The organism is Nonomuraea sp. NPDC051941, assembly GCF_044593615.1.
On sequence record NZ_JBIUCF010000110.1, the window covers coordinates 1 to 13029 of the forward strand.

General features: G+C 67.1%; 18 protein-coding genes and 1 pseudogene. 11 read left to right on the forward strand and 8 right to left on the reverse strand.

All coding sequences use genetic code 11. The features are described from left to right. A partial coding sequence (locus ACIHFD_RS66980) for a hypothetical protein (protein ID WP_397375821.1) occupies nt 1–196 on the forward strand: 196 nt, incomplete at its 5' end. After that, complete coding sequence (locus ACIHFD_RS66985) at nt 193–384, forward strand: hypothetical protein (protein ID WP_397375822.1); 192 nt, start codon at nt 193–195, stop codon at nt 382–384. The genes ACIHFD_RS66980 and ACIHFD_RS66985, both read left to right, overlap by 4 nt. A gap of 319 nt (nt 385–703) precedes the next feature. Here the strand turns inward: ACIHFD_RS66985 and ACIHFD_RS66990 are convergent, their stop codons facing one another. Next, nucleotides 704–1264, reverse strand: a complete 561-nt coding sequence (locus ACIHFD_RS66990; RefSeq protein ID WP_397375823.1) for a GNAT family N-acetyltransferase — start codon at nt 1262–1264, stop codon at nt 704–706. Between the two features lie 413 nt (nt 1265–1677). On the opposite strand from ACIHFD_RS66990, the gene ACIHFD_RS66995 reads away from it, so the two are divergent. The 4 genes and pseudogenes from ACIHFD_RS66995 to ACIHFD_RS67010 all read left to right on the forward strand — a co-directional run bounded on the left by ACIHFD_RS66995 (nt 1678) and on the right by ACIHFD_RS67010 (nt 3552). After that, entirely contained in the window at nt 1678–2094 is a 417-nt protein-coding gene (locus ACIHFD_RS66995; protein WP_397375824.1) for a hypothetical protein, read from the forward strand. Beyond that, nucleotides 2084–2773, forward strand: coding sequence for a TrmH family RNA methyltransferase (locus tag ACIHFD_RS67000; RefSeq protein ID WP_397375825.1), 690 nt, complete (start codon nt 2084–2086; stop codon nt 2771–2773). Before ACIHFD_RS66995 ends, ACIHFD_RS67000 begins: the two co-directional genes overlap by 11 nt. Then, complete coding sequence (locus tag ACIHFD_RS67005) at nt 2704–3009, forward strand: TrmH family RNA methyltransferase (RefSeq protein ID WP_397375826.1); 306 nt, start codon at nt 2704–2706, stop codon at nt 3007–3009. The genes ACIHFD_RS67000 and ACIHFD_RS67005 overlap by 70 nt, the downstream gene beginning before the upstream one ends. Next, a pseudogene (locus ACIHFD_RS67010) lies at nt 3006–3552 on the forward strand (hypothetical protein). The gene ACIHFD_RS67005 and the pseudogene ACIHFD_RS67010 overlap by 4 nt, the downstream one beginning before the upstream one ends. Here ACIHFD_RS67010 and ACIHFD_RS67015 read toward each other — a convergent pair. From ACIHFD_RS67015 to ACIHFD_RS67030, 4 genes are all read right to left on the reverse strand, one after another. Beyond that, a complete protein-coding gene (locus ACIHFD_RS67015) occupies nt 3485–3661 on the reverse strand; it encodes a hypothetical protein (protein WP_397375837.1) in 177 nt (58 codons plus the stop codon). The pseudogene ACIHFD_RS67010 and the gene ACIHFD_RS67015 sit on opposite strands and share 68 nt — an antisense overlap. Before the next feature lie 70 nt (nt 3662–3731). Further along, complete coding sequence (locus ACIHFD_RS67020) at nt 3732–4334, reverse strand: DUF2278 family protein (protein WP_397375836.1); 603 nt, start codon at nt 4332–4334, stop codon at nt 3732–3734. A gap of 392 nt (nt 4335–4726) precedes the next feature. Then, a complete protein-coding gene (locus ACIHFD_RS67025; protein ID WP_397375827.1) occupies nt 4727–5002 on the reverse strand; it encodes an NAD-dependent epimerase/dehydratase family protein in 276 nt (91 codons plus the stop codon). Nucleotides 5003–5081: 79 nt separating this feature from the next. Then, nucleotides 5082–5480 carry a DoxX family protein gene (locus tag ACIHFD_RS67030; RefSeq protein ID WP_397375828.1) on the reverse strand — a complete coding sequence of 133 codons (399 nt, stop codon included), beginning with the start codon at nt 5478–5480 and terminating at the stop codon, nt 5082–5084. 256 nt (nt 5481–5736) lie between these two features. Here ACIHFD_RS67030 and ACIHFD_RS67035 point away from each other — a divergent pair, with 256 nt between their 5' ends. Genes ACIHFD_RS67035 through ACIHFD_RS67045 form a run of 3 tightly spaced genes read left to right on the forward strand, consistent with a single transcriptional unit; the run spans nt 5737 to nt 7884 of the window. Continuing rightward, entirely contained in the window at nt 5737–6480 is a 744-nt protein-coding gene (locus ACIHFD_RS67035; RefSeq protein WP_397375829.1) for an SDR family oxidoreductase, read from the forward strand. Next, a complete protein-coding gene (locus ACIHFD_RS67040) occupies nt 6477–6674 on the forward strand; it encodes a hypothetical protein (protein WP_397375830.1) in 198 nt (65 codons plus the stop codon). The genes ACIHFD_RS67035 and ACIHFD_RS67040 overlap by 4 nt, the downstream gene beginning before the upstream one ends. Then, a complete protein-coding gene (locus ACIHFD_RS67045) occupies nt 6658–7884 on the forward strand; it encodes a cytochrome P450 (protein WP_397375831.1) in 1227 nt (408 codons plus the stop codon). Before ACIHFD_RS67040 ends, ACIHFD_RS67045 begins: the two co-directional genes overlap by 17 nt. 931 nt (nt 7885–8815) lie before the next feature. Here the strand turns inward: ACIHFD_RS67045 and ACIHFD_RS67050 are convergent. Next, nucleotides 8816–9172, reverse strand: a complete 357-nt coding sequence (locus ACIHFD_RS67050) for a hypothetical protein (RefSeq protein ID WP_397375832.1) — start codon at nt 9170–9172, stop codon at nt 8816–8818. 346 nt (nt 9173–9518) lie between these two features. Here ACIHFD_RS67050 and ACIHFD_RS67055 point away from each other — a divergent pair, with 346 nt between their 5' ends. Then, nucleotides 9519–9950 (forward strand): hypothetical protein, encoded by a 432-nt coding sequence (locus ACIHFD_RS67055; protein ID WP_397375833.1) that lies wholly within the window; start codon nt 9519–9521, stop codon nt 9948–9950. 206 nt (nt 9951–10156) lie between these two features. Here the strand turns inward: ACIHFD_RS67055 and ACIHFD_RS67060 are convergent, their stop codons facing one another. Further along, the gene (locus ACIHFD_RS67060) at nt 10157–10756 is read right to left on the reverse strand and encodes a dihydrofolate reductase family protein (RefSeq protein WP_350730369.1); all 600 of its coding nucleotides are present in this window, start codon (nt 10754–10756) and stop codon (nt 10157–10159) included. A gap of 215 nt (nt 10757–10971) precedes the next feature. Beyond that, a complete protein-coding gene (locus tag ACIHFD_RS67065) occupies nt 10972–11226 on the reverse strand; it encodes a hypothetical protein (RefSeq protein WP_397375834.1) in 255 nt (84 codons plus the stop codon). A 638-nt stretch (nt 11227–11864) separates the two neighbouring features. Here ACIHFD_RS67065 and ACIHFD_RS67070 point away from each other — a divergent pair. Beyond that, entirely contained in the window at nt 11865–12890 is a 1026-nt protein-coding gene (locus tag ACIHFD_RS67070) for an IS110 family transposase (RefSeq protein WP_397375835.1), read from the forward strand. Nucleotides 12891–13029: the final 139 nt, after the last annotated feature.

Below are 13029 nucleotides of genomic sequence, written 5' to 3' on the forward strand. Positions count from 1 at the left end.
TTGCAAGATCGCGATCTACTCCAACATGGCCATCGGGCGCTGCGGCTTCCGGAGGTCGCACTGCGTGATCACTCCCCGCCAAGTGCGACAGACCCCGTTTGCGCCGGAACTTACAGGCCAGGTTACCTCCGCCCCGATCGTTCCGGACTGGAACATCGGCTGGTTCCCGTCGGACTCTTTCGGCTCGGCGACATGAACGGCGACGGCAACCTGGACATCGTGACCTGGAACGTCCAGACGGGCGAAGTCAGGGTGCGCACTTCCGACGGAGCCCTGCACAACACCGGCTCGTACCCGCTGGAGGACTGGCGGAGCGGGACCGCGTGCATCAACGCCGGATGGGCCGCGATCGGAGTCGTGGACTCCTACAAGCTCCCCTTCTGAACATCCTTAAGGCGTGAACGCCCCGAACACGAAGAAGCCCCCCGCCTGGCCCAAGGCCGACACCGTTGGCGAAGTGGATCGAACGGGGAGTGCCCCGTGTTAGGAGCTGTATGCCGAGCCAGCTTCACCGCTGAAAGCAACAGGATGAGGGCGAGGCTCGGGATGAGGATCAGGGTCGGGCATCAACCCAAGCCTTTGATCTTGGCTGGCTGAGGGGCGGCGAACTGATCAACGACAAGCCCGGGCGGGTCCGCCGCCAATGCCGACCCTTGGCGCTAATGCTGTGACCGGTAACCTTCACCGGGTTGGTTGCACCTAGCTAGTAGCTGCGGTTGGCGGGGACTTCGAAGATGAGTCCGAGACCGTCCTCTTCGTCCCAGTCTTCTCCGACCTTGACGAAGCCGAAGCCGGCGATCGTGGCCAGGGACGCCACATTGTCGGGACTGATCGTCGCCCGTACGGTCTTGACCGCCGGTTCGGCCGCAGCCCGGCGCAGCAACTCGATCAGGATGGCTCGGCCGTACCCCTGGCGACGGAAGTCAGGAGCGACCGCGTAGCCGATCTCGACCATGCCCGCCTCATCGGGCGGTCCGTGAAACCCGGCATGACCGATGACGACACCTTCGGGCCCGGTTACCGCTTGCCGCGCTATCCACCGTGCGTGGCGGGGGTCGGCGGCCATCTCGTCGATCCGAATCCGCCACAGCCACTGTGCTCTGTCTGTCACGAAGTACTCAGTCAGAGCGACCCCAGCCGTGTTGCTGGCCGCGGGCAGATCCCCCTCGAGTAGAGCGGACATCGCAGTGCTCGACAACTCGACAAAGCGCACATGCTTCGAACTGGTGGGGAACGACGTCTGGCGATCGGCTTCATCTGTCACAGTGCGGATGGTCGCAGGAATGTCCGACAGACGTCCAACGAATTTGGAGTGATTGATCAATCGAACGCGCTCACGACAGCATCCACCACCACGAGCACCAACCCGTTGAAAGATCATGCCGGGTACCGATTCTCCTGGTCTGCCTGGCCGGAGTGGCAGTGATCATGTACGCGCGGCGCGGCTGAGCCTGGGATGGCGCTCGCGGAATGATCCTTCCCGACACCGGTCAGAGATGATCAGGGGGTTATCGCGGATAGTGAGCCATTATCTGCGATAACGGGTCCACGGTCGTCCACCATGCCGGTGAGCCTCTGGCTCGGTCTTGATTCGTACTTGGTGCTGATCCAACCGCCAGGGGGTAGCTGAGTGCTTATCTGCGGGCTCGGCTGGGCTGGTCGACTGAGGGGGGCGATGTGGATCCAATTGTTTTGGCTGCGGGCACTGCGCTGGTGACGGCGATGGTCACCGATGCTTGGCAGTCGGCTCGCGAGGGTGTTGTTGCGCTGTGGCGTAAGGCCCGTCCCGAGCAGGCCGACGCCGTCCAGGCGGAGTTGGTCGAGGTCCGTGGGCAGATGCTGGAGGCCCGCAGGGACGGCGACGCCGACACCGAACAGGCCTTGGTCGGGTCCTGGCAGGTGCGACTGCAGCAGCTGCTGCGCGACGACCCGTCCCTGGCACAAGAGATCAACCGGGTGTTGGATGAGGTGCTCACCCCGGTACTGGAGCCGGCCGATCAGGCGCGGGTCGGTTCATTGGTGATAAAGGCGAAGGCCAGCGGGCACAGCCGCATCTATCAGGCCGGTCGCGACCAGACCATCCATGAGCGATGATCGCCGTTCGTCGATGGAGGGCTGGGCCTTCGAGCAGGGCCGGGTGTACCAGGCCGGGCGTGACCTGACCGTCCACGAGACGGTGCTGGCGACACGACCGTCGGTCGAACATGTGGCCGCTCCCCCGGGGACGGTGAACCTCCCCGGACATGTCGGGCTGTTCGTCGGGCGCGACGAAGAGCTGGCGGCGGTGAAGGGAGCCCTGGAGACCGGTGGCGAGGTGGTGGTTGCCGCGGTGCACGGGCTGGGCGGGGTAGGTAAATCCACGCTGGCCGCACACTACGCTCGCGCTCTGGTGGCAACCGGCGGCGAGCGGGTGGCCATGGCCCCCGACCTGCTGCGCGAGCTGGGCGGCAAGGACGAGGAGATGCCCGAACTGGTGGCGGTGGCCGGCCTGCCGGACGATGAGCTGTCCCGCATCAAGGTGGGCCCGTCCTTTCTGGGCGCGGTGTTCGACCGGCCGAACAACCCCGGAAACGTCGGGACGATGGCGCGTTCACTGGACGTGTTCGGCGGCACGGGCCTGATCGTCACCGGGCACGCCGCCGACCCCTACGATCCCCGATCGGTGCGGGCCTCCACCGGGTCTCGCTGCTGGCGCTGCCGGTGGTGCGGTCCTCCTCGCACCGGGAGGTGCTGGCGTGGGTGGAGCGGCTGCACACCCAGGGGCTGCCGCTGACGGTGGTGGGCACCGACGAGAACGGCACCTGCGACGTCGCCGACCTGGACCTGGCCGGCCCCACCCTGATGGTCATCGGCAACGAGACCACCGGCCTGAGCGCGGGATGGCGGCAGGCGTGCGACACGATGGCGCGCATCCCGATGGCCGGTTCGGCCAGCTCCCTGAACGCCGCCAGCGCGGCGACCGTCGTGTTGTACGAGGCCGCCCGCCAGCGTCGCAGCCGCACCGCATGACCTACCGTCACGCGACCGTCCGGACCGGCCACCAGGACCTGGCCAGCGGCGCGGTGCTGCATTCGGCTCCAGGGTTTCCCGCGTTCCCGGTCCGGCTGGCCAGCGAGATCTTCCAGCGCGCGCTGGCTCTGCGGCGGCGACCGGCCCGCGGTGCTCTGGGATCCGTGCTGCGGCAGCGGTTACCTGCGGACCGTGCTGTCGTTGCTGCACCGGCGGCAGATCGCCTCGGTGCTGGCCTGCGACCTCGCCCCTGAAGCGCGGCACCTGGCCGAACGCAACCTCGCCCTGCTGAGCCAGGCCGGTCTGGCGGCCCGCGCCGCCGATCTCCAAGAGCGTGCCGCCCGCTTCGGCAAACCGGCCTACGACTGGTTGCCCGCCTTGAGGGGTGGCACGCGGCGGTCACAATGGGACAGCAGACGACGAACACCCCCGTCCGGCGTTGAGGACGGGGGCGCCTGCCCTTCGTTGCGGGAGGTCAGAAAACGATGGTCCACCCTTCGCGGCTGGCCTGGTCTGCGGTGTAGGCGACCCCATGAATTTTGAGCCCGGTGTTATCCAGGAGGGTGATCGCGCCGCCGTTGTTGCCCAGCTGCGGCGCTTCGCTGACCGGCACCACCAGGGTGGCCCCGGCCGCGAGCGGCCCGGCCGGCAACGCGAGCGTGCGCTTGGCCCGATCCGCCAGGTGCCAGTCCTGCAGTCGATCGGATCGGGCGAGGTGTTGATCAGGGTGACGGTCTCGCGCTCGGGCGCCGGTCGGTCAGGGTTGACCAGCGCGGCCAAAATCCGCACCGGTTCTTCGCTACCGGCGGGCCGGGCGGGCGCGGTCTTGATGGCGTGTGTCCGGTGCGGTCGTCGGTGTGCCAGGCCTGGGATTGGAAGGCGAGGAAGATGGCGACCCACCGCGATGCGCCAGGGAAGTGGAGCAGCAGGCCACCGTCCTGCCAGACCCCGTCGTCGGACCGGAACCGGCCGCTGTTGCCTTGGCTCATGTGGACGTCGTGCACGCCGTTGCCCGGCCGGAACCCGAAGACCTTGTCCGGGGTGCTGGGTTCAGGACCCCACCGCTCGCCGAACACGAACATGGGCGCGTCGGGGTCGCCGATCGCACGCTGCACGAAGTGGTCGAGCCGGTCGGCCAGGTCGTTGTCGGCCCCCGGCAGCTCGGGCGGCAGCGGCCGCATCGCGGCGGGGTCGAACAGGTCGCCGCGGATGAAATCCAAGGCGGCCCCGCCGGGCGCGGACGCCAGCGGCGTCCACCCGCTGCCGGCGGCCGGAAGCAGCTGGACGACGGGGTGGCGGAAGTCCTCGGCCGCCAGGTACAGCAGCTCGGAGGGGGCCCGCTGCGATTAAACGTTCACCGCCACCCTGTAATCGGTCCCTGCGGCGTCGGTGAGGTGGATCTGGTAGTGCGGGGTGTCTGCGCCCCTTCACGACGCCGGTCGACGGCCCCCGGCCCGTACAGCCCGCCATAGCGTAGGGCCGCACCGCCGGCCTCGACGACCGCCTCCTCGACATGGCGGATCGCCGCCGCCCCGGCGCGTGCCACCGTACCCTCCTCCGGGTCCAGCGGGTCCTCCTCGGTCTTCACCCATCCGCCCTGCCGGATGCCGTTCCATGAGGCGTGGCTCTGCGCGACGACGTGGGAGACGCCGGTGGCCTCGGCGGCGGCCAGCAGGTGGTCCGTCCCCTCCGTGCGCAGCCGGTTGGTCCGGGTGAATCACCGGTCGAGGTGCTTCATGCCGGGCCTGCCCGCGTGCGCCATCGAGAACGAGGTCATCTGATGCACGATCGCGTCCGGCCGAGCCATGGCCACCGCCTCACCGACCGACATCGCATCCAGGCCGTCCATCACCACCCCCTGCGCGCCCAACTCCGCCAGCAACACCAACTTGGCCTCGCTCGTCGTGGCCGTCACCTGGTGACCGCGCGCCACGAACTGCGACACCAGCCGCTGCCCCAGAACCCCGCTCCCGCCTGCCACGAACACTCGCATGATCATCACTCTCCATGGTCGGCCATCGCCCCCTCCGCGGGACGGGGCCAGATGATCGGGAACTGTGTGTCGCCGCCCGTCAGCCGGTGAAGGGCTCGAGGACGAAGCGGCCCCACGCGATGAACGCCGCAACCGCGAGGTAGATCACGGTCACCAGCACGAACACGGATTCGCCGCGTCGAGCGTGGGTGATAGTGGCGCCGACCATCAGCAGGATCCAGCAGACGGCGGTCACCGGCACCAGAACCGGCGCGATATCGAGCGCGGCAGGCAGGATCAAGCCCACCCCGGCCAGGAGCTCAAGAACACCCAGGGTCTTCAGGAAGCCGACACTGGTGTCTGCGGTCCAGCTATAGGCAAGCGCCCTTTGATGGAACGCAGCCAGCCTGTCCTTGGGCACGAATGTCTTTTGGATGCCGCTGGCCAGCGCTAGCACGGCCAGGAACCCGGCAGCGATCCACAACGCGAGGTTCATCATCTACTCCTTGATCGAGGATTGCCTGCACCCCCTAGACGAGACAGCGACCCCGCCAGTGACATCTCCGAACTCTCGCGCGTCCTGTCTTCAGTGGGATCCCCGGCGCGGCCGCATGTCGTGTCGACCGCAGCGATCCTGATCCGGTGACTGGCTGACCGATGGACACAACCCCCGCCGAAACCAGCCCACAAGCTCGCGATGGTGAGGCCGCTCACACCGTGTCACAGCCCGCAGGGGGCATCTCGTCTCAGAGGGCATGACGAACTCGGAACAGACCTCGGTATTGATCACCGGAGCCAACAAGGGACTTGGTTTTGAGGCGGCCCGGCGGCTCGGGGAACAGGGCTGGACGATCTTTCTCGGCTCGCGTGATGAAGGTCGGGGACGGGCGGCTGCCGACAAGCTGACCGACGGCGGCGCGAACGTGGTCATGGTCCCGCTGGACGTGACCTCGGACGAGTCCGTGACCGACGCCGTGCGGCTCGTCCGGGAGCACACCGACCGGCTGGATGTGCTGATCAACAACGCCGGCGCGCCGGGAAAGGCTGTCCCGCCCGCGGACGCGACGGCCGACGAAATTCATTCCGTCTACGACACCAACGTGTACGGACCGATCAGGGTCACGCACGCGTTCCTGCCCCTGCTGCAGGCGGCGGACCAGCCGCGGGTGGTGATGGTGTCCAGCGGTGGCGGCTCATTCGCGGTCGTGACCGACCCAGAGCAGCCCGTCTCGAAAATGCACGAGCTCGCCTACACCTCGTCGAAAGCGGCGCTGAACATGATCACCATCCGGTACGCCCAGGCGATCCCGAACATCAAATTCAACATCGCCACTCCCGGAGAAGTCGCCAACCACACATTCGCCGCCACCGACATGAACCATCACACCGGCCAGCTGACGGTCACCGAGGGCACCGACTCGATCGTGAAACTCGCGACGATCGACGCCGACGGGCCAACCGGGATCTTCATCGATCGCCTCGGCCCCGTCGCCTGGTGACCGACGCGCAACCCACCCTCGGGCCTTTGCCCGCGACCCCGCAAAGGCCCGAGGTGACACGTTTCGCAGCCATCTTTGTCCCCCACGAAGGCGGCGGCGGTCGGCGCGGCGCGCGTATGAACGCCGGCCTTGAACGACCGGAACAACTCAGCCAGACCTATAACTGGGAGGTCATTCATGACGAAGAGCGTTGACGGCGAACTCGCCGGCCTGGAGCTGCCGGTTGAGCGTGGCTGCCCGTTCACCCCGCCCGCCGCCTACGAGCGACTGCGCGAGAAGGCTCCGATCAACAGGATCCACCTGGTCAGCGGCGGCGAGGCATGGTGGGTGTCCGGGCATGAGGAGGGCCGTGCCATTCTCGCCGACGGCCGCTTCTCCTCTGACAAGCGCAAGGCCGGCTTCCCGCTCTTCAACGTCGATGCCGCCACCCTACGACAGCTCCGCAGCCAGCCGCCGCACATGCTCAGCATGGACGGCAACGAACACGCCGCGGCCCGGCGTCCGGTGATCGGCGAGTTCACCGTGAAGCGGCTGGCCGCGCTGCGCCCGCGGATCCAGGTCATCGTCGACCGGTTCATCGACGACATGCTCGCCGCCGACCAGCGGCCGGTCGACCTGGTGCAGGCGCTGTCCCTGCCGGTGCCCTCCCTGGTGATCTGCGAACTGCTCGGTGCGCCCTACACCGACCACGACTTCTTCCAAGGCCGCACCGCCGTGGCGGTGCGGCGGACCTCCTCGCCGCAGGACCGCCAGCGGGCCTTCGCCGAGCTCCGCGCCTACATCGATGACGTGCTCACCCGCAAGGAGTCCGAACCCGGCGACGACCTGTTCAGCCGGCAGATCGCCCGGCAACGCCAGGAGGGCACCCTTGACCACGCGGGCCTGGTGAGCCTGGCCTTCCTGCTGCTGACCGCCGGACACGAGACCACGGCGAACATGATCTCGCTCGGCGTGGTGGGGCTGCTCACCCACCCGGAGCAGCTGGCCCTGATCACCGCCGATCCGGGCAAGACGCCCATGGCCGTGGAGGAACTGCTGCGCTACTTCGCCATCGCCGACGGGGTTACCTCCCGGGTGGCCACCGAAGACGTGGAGATCGGCGGGGTGAGCATCAAGGCCGGCGAGGGCGTCATCGTCTCGATGCTGTCGGCCAACTGGGACCCGGCCGTGTTCAAGGACCCGGGCGAACTGGATGTCGAGCGCGGGGCCCGCCACCACATCGCCTTCGGCTTCGGCCCGCACCAGTGCCTCGGCCAGAACCTGGCCCGGATGGAACTGCAGATCGTCTTCGACACGCTGTTCCGCCGCATCCCCACCCTGCGGCTCGCCGTACCGGCCGAGGAGCTGCCGTTCAAGTCCGACGCCGTCATCTACGGCGTTCACGAACTCCCGGTCACCTGGTGAGGAAACCTGATGCGGATCAAAGCCGACACCAGCGTCTGCGCCGGCTCCGGCCAGTGCGTACCGAGCCGGCCGTGTTCGCCCAAGACGACGATGGCATTGGGGTCGCGCTGACCGACCGCCCCACGACGAGACCACGGCACAGGGGGCGCGGCGCCGTCAGCACCAACTTGGTTGGTGGTCTGGGGTTCTGTCGCCCGTGTTGGAGATCTTCGACGTCGCTGACGTCGTGTTCGACCAGAAGACTCGATCTCGAATCAGGAAAGGAAGCAATTGATGACTATGACGGAGCAAGCGTGAGCCGGGCCGGCGCGGCCGGCTATTCCTCGCCATCTCGCTGTTCGCCTTCTTCGCCTGCATGGCCGGATCGGAGCGCGAGTACATCAGCGAGAAATCTCTCGAAGGGCAGATCCGTGGCCAGCGTCTACCGCATCCTCACCGACCGCCACGTGCCCCCCATCCTGACACCTACGCGCAGGGCGCACCGCTCAAGACAGTTATGGAGAGGACCCGAGCGGCGGGCCTACCCGGCCATGTTTATGTACGTGATAATGGCTCATTATCACGTACATGAGCGATCGCGGCGACGCGCCGACCAGGAGAACCCCTCGCCGGATCGATGCGCGACTCCGGCACGTTATCGAGTACATCGCGGCGGACGTCGCGCGGCGGCCGGCCGCACTGCTCCTGAGCTGCAGGCCAAGAGCCGCCACCAGCACCTGGCCAGCCTCGGCCGCTACATCCGCCTGGGCGAGGAGACCTCAGCCCGCATCACCGCCGTCCCCGCTGATCAAATCACGGTGCCAGTCCCCGCAGGTCAGCGCTCTACTTGGCGGCCGAAAGCAGACTGGCCAACGGCACCCCGTATCACCCGTTGATCGCCGAGGTGCTGACCCGGACCGGTCGCCGGCTGACCGGCGCGAGCCGGCCACCCTCATGCTCGCTTGGTGAACTGCGCGCGTACCCACAGGTAGCCGAGCAACGAGAGCCCGGCGCACCCGGCGATCGCCATGACGACCGGGCCCGCCGACGGCGGGCCGGCCAGCAGGCCGCGCAGGGTGTCGATGAGCGGGGTGAACGACAGGTGCCGAGCTATGGGCCGCATCCCCGACCCCTTCTTGCCAGCCGGCACGAGCCCGATGATGATCCCGATGGCCACGAGGCTCGCGAGCATGACGTCGTAGCGGGCCAGCGGGCCCCGCATTGTGTGGCGGAAGTCGATGCCGTCCAGGACGATCTTGTCCTCGCACGCCTTACGCGGCGTCGCGGCCGCAATCACTGAGCCGTTCATGGTCGTTACGGTCGCGGACCGCTCTGATGCCCGGCCGGTGTCGCGCTGACGCGGCCGCTGACACGGCCGGCGCGGCGCAGGTATGGGCCTCGCCCCCAGAGCACATGCCTGCCTGCAACGCAGCCAACATGCCTTACGTGCCCGACAAGATCATAACGCTCTGACCTGCGAGAAGAGGCCAAAGACCCAAGATAACAATCGCATCGGCGGCCACCGCTCGTTCAGGCCGGAAGTACCGAGGCAGCGCACCTGACCTGCCCAACATGCCGTACGGACCCCCAGATAGCGGTGGACCACCGACCCGGCTGTCCACCCGCACGAGGCTCTGCTGGGCGTTCTCGCCCTGTTGCATGGCGCCTCCAGTAGCGAGGTTCGCCACCTGCGGCTGGATGACATCAATCCGGCGGACCGCGCCATCCGCCTGGGGCAACGTCCTCGCCCGGTGCCCCTGGATCCGGTCAGCTGGACCACCGTGCAGCGGTGCGTGGCTCACCGCGAGACCCAACGCACCGGCAACCCGCATCTGATGGTCACCAAGGGCACCAAGGCCCGCCGGAACCCGGCCTCGGTCGCCTATGTCAGCCACGTCCTGGACCCGGCCGGGATCTCACCGCGGATGCTCCGCTCCACCCGCCTGATCGACCTGGTCAACACGATGGACACGAAGCTCGTCGCCGCAGCCTTCGGGATGCACTCCGAAGGCGTCATGATCTATCTCGCCGACCATGTCGATCCCGGCCGGCTGCCCGGACGAAGCGCGGTTGACCGGCCAACGTGAGACCTATCCTTGCTGCGATGCACCAAGACGATCACGACGTCACCGAGTTGCCCGAAGTGACCATCCGCAGCCAAGACGATCCAGATGTCCGCGTTCGGCCGCTGACCGCCGCTTCTCCGATGAATACGAACCGCGGCCGCCCCGGTTAGTCAGCGGTTTTGGGTTCTTGGCGATCCAAGCCGACGATTGACGCGGAAACAGGGCGGTCAGCGGTAGTGCACGCGGTAACGCAGGTGTGTCACGCCTTCGCCCTCGACGACCTCGACGCGTTCGAGCTCGGCCTTCTCGTTCTGGATGTTGTCGAAGTAGCGGATGCCCTCACCGACGAACACGGGGACCAGATCGATCCGCACCTCATCCAACAGGCCGAGATTGAGGCACTGCTGGGCGATGTTCGGGCCGGAGACACCGACGTTGCCGTCTCCGGCGGCCTTGGCCTGGCTGATCGCGCTGGCGACGCCGTCGTGGACGAAGGTGAAGGGCGCCAGCCGTTCCGCGGGCCAGTCCGCTGGAGGTTCGCGGTGGGTCACTACGAACGCGCGTCCGCCACCGGGCGGGTTGCCGCCCCAGCCGCCGGTGTAGTCGAACACCCGCCGGCCGCAGACGAACGCGCTGTCCCGGGCGAAGTCCATCTGCGCCCGCAGATAGCCCGCGCTGGCCGCGGCGACCCGGAATGTGATCGGGTAGCCGACCATCGGCACCTCCACATCGCCGTTGTCATACCAGTCGAACAGAGGGCCGACGCTGTTGTCCGGACGGGCCACGAACCCGTCGAGAGACATACAGAAGCTGGCGCTCACGGTCATGATCGAACTCCTTGTCATGTTGCTCAGATCCCGCTGGTTCACCGAGTCGACGGCGCCTTGAAGCCCACCAGAGGCGCAGTTCGTGCGCCCTCCCGGCCATGGGCTTCGTGGATCCTCTCGTTCCGGCGTGTGCCTTCGGACAGTCAGACCGTCGACGACCGGCGAACTCATCGCTCGCCAACCACATCCGGATGCCACCAGAGCATCTGCCATGATCACGTGGGCGCCGCGAGGTGCAGGCGCAACTCCGATGAGCCCCCTTGGTGAGGCTGGTTCACCGTCGCGCCGCCGCCGGTGATGGCGACATCGCGCCGGCCAGAGCGGCCTCGCCCGCCTGCACGGCGGGAAGTTTGGATCTTGGCGTCTCCGATGAAGTCCGCCTTGTCCTCTGGCCGCCCCGGTGAACAGATACAGATGTCACCGCGCAGGTGATGAATTCCGCTGGTGAACATGACCGCAACCTGCAGCATTCATCAACGGCACCCGCGCCACCGGTGCACTGACGGTGAAAGTTCGAAGGCGCATTCTGAACTTGTGCAGTTTCGGCGTCACCTGACACACGTTCGCGCGAACATGTGCGCTTTCGAAAACGATTCATTTGAGGCGATCGCGACACTGAACCTTTTTCAGGCTCCGCGGCGAGCGCCCTGGTCACAGCATGATCGCGATGCCGGCGTTCGGCCGGTGACGTGAAGAAGCTCCTGGTAGACGGGTTGATCACCACAATCCACGCCGTCGCAACCAGGAGCTTCAGGTGTTGTTCTATCAGTGAGACTGGTGCCATCGGGAACGACTGCTACTGCGGTTGAGGTTGCAGGAGCAGGAAGTGTTGTCCCACGAGGTTGACCCTTGTTCTATCTGGCCCGGGTCTTCTGGTGCCATCGGCACGATCTGTCGCCTCTTCTGGGGGAGCACTCCCGAAGGTGCGTGTCGGCTGGCCGTGTGTGGCTTGATAGAAGCGTCGGCGAGATAGCCCGTCCCGTCACTGGTCTGCCTGCTTGACCGGCCGTCACGCACCGCCTTCGGATATCCCCCGAGCCGGTGAGGGTGCATATGACGGAGTTCAAGAAGCCCAAGGCGCGACGGATCGTGGGCGGGGTCGACACCCATGCCGACACTCACCATGCCGCGTGTGGTGTTGATGAACGGGCGCCGGGTCGCCGATCGCGAGTTCCCGGCGACCCGGGTGGGATACGCGGACCTGCTGGAGTGGATGCGGTCCTTCGGCCGGCTGCAGGCGGTGGGGGTCGAAGGTACCGGCTCCTATGGTGCCGCCCTGGCTCGTCACCTGAGCAGCGCGAAGGTCAAGGTGGTCGAGGTCAATCGCCCTGATCGGCAGCAGCGCAGGGCCAAGGGCAAGTCTGATCCACTGGATTCCTACTCTGCGGCCGAGGCTGTCCTGGCCGATAGGGCTCGCGCCGTCCCGAAGAGCGGAAACGGGGTGGCCGAGTCGATCCGTGTGCTGCATCTGGTCCGCGCCGGCGCGGTGAAGGCGCGCACCGCCTGTCTCAACGAGCTGCAGGCGCTGCTCGTCACTGCCCCTGCCGAGCTCCGCGAGCAGTTGGCCGGCCTCAAGAAGGCCCGGCTCGCCGACGCCTGCTCCCGGTTGAGGCCCTCCGCGGATCTGGCCGATCCCGCTCAGAGTGTCAAGGTGGCGCTGCGGCACCTCGCTGCTCGATACCGCGCCCTCAGTGCCGAGATCGACGCTGCCTACAACCAGTTAAAGGGGCTGATCGAGCAGGCTCGGCCCGAGCTGCTGGCCATCCAGGGCGTGGGTGTGGAGACCGCCGCGCAACTGCTGGTCACCTGCGGCGACAATCCCGATCGGCTGCGCTCTGAGGGATCGTTCGCGGCGCTGTGCGGGGTGTCGCCGGTCCCCGCTTCCAGCGGCAAAACACGACGCCACCGGCTTAACCATGGCGGCGATCGGCAGGCTAACCGGGCACTGTACGTCATCGTGCTGTCGCGCATGTCCTGCGATCCATCCACCCGCGCCTACGTGGAACGCAGAACCACCGACGGGCTGTCCAAGAGAGAGATCATCCGCTGTCTGAAGCGATACGTCGCCCGCAAGCTCTACAAGATCATCATCCGCCCGCCAGCGCCAGCGACCGCATCGTCCATCCCCTCTTGACAAGCCATAGAAGCATCGTGCTGCCGTCGATTTGTCGCATCAGGCCCTGAACTACGTCGCCGGAGTCATCCGGCGTCATCGTAAGGCCATCGGGTCGATCTGGCGGCGGCTCAACCCCGGCCGGCAGTCCCTGCTGGTG